We start from the raw sequence: 3,013 nt of genomic DNA on the forward strand, positions 1-3,013 counted from the left end.
GCCCGGAGCAGGTCCGCCCCGGCCGTCTCGTCGCCCACCACGTACGCCACCAGGCGCTTCTCGCCCGGCGCGTCCTCGCGCGCCAGGACGACGGCCTCTCGCACCCCCGGATGCTCCGCCAGCCGCGCCTCGATCTCCCCCAGCTCCACGCGAAAGCCGCGGACCTTGACCTGCGCGTCCAGCCGGCCCAGGCACTCCAGCGAGCCGTCCGCCCGCCACCGCGCGCGGTCCCCCGTGCGGTACAGGCGCCCCTGGCCGAACGGGTCGGGGACAAAGCGCGCGGCCGTGAGCGCGGGGCGGCCCAGGTAGCCGCGCGCCACCCCGGCGCCGCCCACGTACAGCTCGCCGGGCACGCCCGCGGGCTGCGGCCGCATCCGCCCGTCGCACACGTACAGCCGCAGGTCGGGGATGGGGATGCCGATGGGCGACCACGCGCCCGCGCGCACGTCCGCCTCGCGGATCACGCGATGCGTGACGTGCACCGTCGTCTCCGTGATGCCGTACATGTTCACGAGCGCCGGATGCTCCGCCCCGCGGCGGCCCACCCACTCGCGCAGCGACGCGGGCTCCAGCGCCTCGCCGCCGAAGACGACATGGCGCAGGGCCAGGTCCGCCGTGCCGCCCGCCTCCCCGTCGGCGCGGATGAGCTGGCGGAACGCGGAGGGCGTCTGGTTGAGCACCGTCACGCGCTCGGACTCCAGCAGCGCCAGGAAGCGGGCCGGGTCGCGGCTCACGTCATGGGGGACGACGACCAGGCGGCCGCCGTGCAGCAGCGCCCCCCAGATCTCCCACACGGAAAAGTCGAACGCGTAGGCGTGAAAGAGCGTCCACACGTCCTCCGCGCCGAATTCGAACCACCGGTCCGTGGCCGCGAAGAGGCGGACGACGCTGGCGTGCGTCACCATCACGCCCTTGGGCCGCCCCGTGGACCCGGAGGTGTAGATGACGTACGCCAGCGCGTCCGGCCCCGGCTCCGCGGGGACGAACGGGGCCGATCCGGATCGGTCCGCCTCCGCCTCGTCCATCCGCACCTGTTCGATCCCGGCCGGCAGGCGGGGAGCCGCGTCCGCCGTGGTGACGACCAGGCGCGCGCCGGAATCGTCCAGCATGTACGCCAGCCGGTCGTCCGGGTAGGCGGGATCCAGGGGCAGGTAGGCCGCGCCCGCCTTGAGGATGCCCAGGATGCCCACGACGGTCTCCAGCGAGCGCTCCACGCACAGGCCCACGAGCACGTCCGGCCCCGCGCCGCGCGCGGCCAGCCGCCGCGCCAGGGCGTCCGCCCGTGTGTCCAGCGCCGCGTACGAAAGGGTGCGCGCCCCGTGCGTGACGGCCGGCGCGTCCGGCGTGCGCGCGGCCTGGCGGCGAAAGCGGTGGTGGATGCACTCCGCCACGGGGAACGACTCCCCGCCCCCGCTCCACGCCCGCAGCACCTGCCGCCGCTCGTCGTCCCCCATCAGCTCCACGGCGGACAGGGGGCGGCCGGGGTCGTCGGACAGCTGCTCCAGCACCCGCTCCAGGTGGCCGGCCATGCGCTCCGCCGTGGCGCGGTCAAACAGGTCCGTGGCGTACATCAGCTCGCCGCGCAGCCCGCGGCCGGTGTCCGCCATTCCCAGCATGAGGTCGAACTTGGCCACGGCGTGCCCCGAGTCCACCGCGCCCGGCTCCAGCCCCGGCGGGCCGCCCGCCCCGGCCGCCGCGTTCTCCACCGAGACCGTGGCCTGGACGAGGGGCGCGTGGCCGGGGGCGCGGTCCGGCCGCAGCTCCCTCACCAGCGCCTCGAACGGCGCCTCCTGGTTCTCGTACGCCGCCAGCACCCCCTCGCGCACCCGCTCCAGCACCTGGCGCAGGGTGGGGTCGCCGGACAGGTCCGTCCGCAGCACCAGCGTGTTGACAAAGAAGCCGATGAGCGGCTCCAGCTCGCGGTGCGTGCGCCCGGCCACGGGCGTGCCCACCACCACGTCCGCCGTGCCGGCGTAGCGGGACAGGAGCACCTGCCAGGCGGCCAGCACCCCCATGAACAGGGTGGCGCCCGCGCCGCGGACCAGCGCCCGCAGCCGCTCCAGCCGCGCCGGGGGCAGCGACAGGGACACCCGGGCGCCCCGGTGCGACGGCTCCGCCGGGCGGGCGCGGTCCAGGGGCAGCTCCAGCAGCGCGGGCGCGCCCGCCAGCCGCGTGCGCCAGTACGCCAGCTGGGGCTCCAGCGTGCCGCCGGCCGCCTGCTCGCGCTGCCACACGGCGTAGTCCGCGTACTGAAGGGGCAGCTCCGGGAGGGACGGCACCCGGCCCGTGCGATACGCCGTGTACAGCGCCTGCGCCTCGCGGCCCAGCACCTCCATGCTCCACTCGTCGCTGACGACATGGTGCATGCACAGCAGGAGCACGTGGTCGTCCGGGGCCAGCCGCAGGAGCGTGGCGCGCAGCAGCGGCCCCGCGGCCAGGTCAAAGGGCCGCGCGGCGTGCTCCGCGGCCCGCCGCGCCACCTCCGCCCGGCGCGCCACGCCGTCCAGCGCCGACAGGTCCTCCACGGGCAGCGCGAACCCCGCGAACGGACCGACGACCTGCACGGGCACGCCGTCGCGCTCGTGAAAGGTGGTCCGCAGCGCGTCGTGGCGGCGGACCACCTCGCCCAGGGCCCGCCGAAGCGCCTCCTCGTCCACCGCGCCGGGAAGCCGCAGCGCCACGGGGACGTTGTACGCGCCGCTCTCCGGCCGCATGCGGTGGATGAAGTACAGCCGCTCCTGCGCGAACGAGAGCGGCACGTCGCCCCCGTGCGCGCGGCGGACGAGCGTGGACGCGCGGTGCTGCCCGCGCAGCCGCGCCTCCAGCATGGCGCGCTTGGCCGCGGACAGCTCCGGCGCCCCCGGCGGGACGGCGTGCGGCACGGATGGGGTCTGCCCCGTCGCGTCCGCGACGCCGGGCGTGGGCTGCTCGTTCATGTGCGGCGACCCTGGAAAGATGTCCTGTTGTTCCGCGACACACCCACCGCCCCGCCCCCCGCCGATCCCGAATCGTG

The 3,013-nt window shown here is 76.2% G+C and carries 1 protein-coding gene; it reads right to left on the bottom strand.

Annotation, left to right across the window (positions count from 1 at the left end):
• Positions 1-2,936 (bottom strand): amino acid adenylation domain-containing protein (locus VFZ20_RS32460; RefSeq protein ID WP_329688136.1); only part of this gene is annotated, 2,936 nt, incomplete at its 3' end.
• Between the last annotated feature and the right edge of the window lie 77 nt (positions 2,937-3,013).

Source organism: Longimicrobium sp., assembly GCF_036280135.1.
Classification (GTDB): Bacteria; Gemmatimonadota; Gemmatimonadetes; order Longimicrobiales; family Longimicrobiaceae; genus Longimicrobium.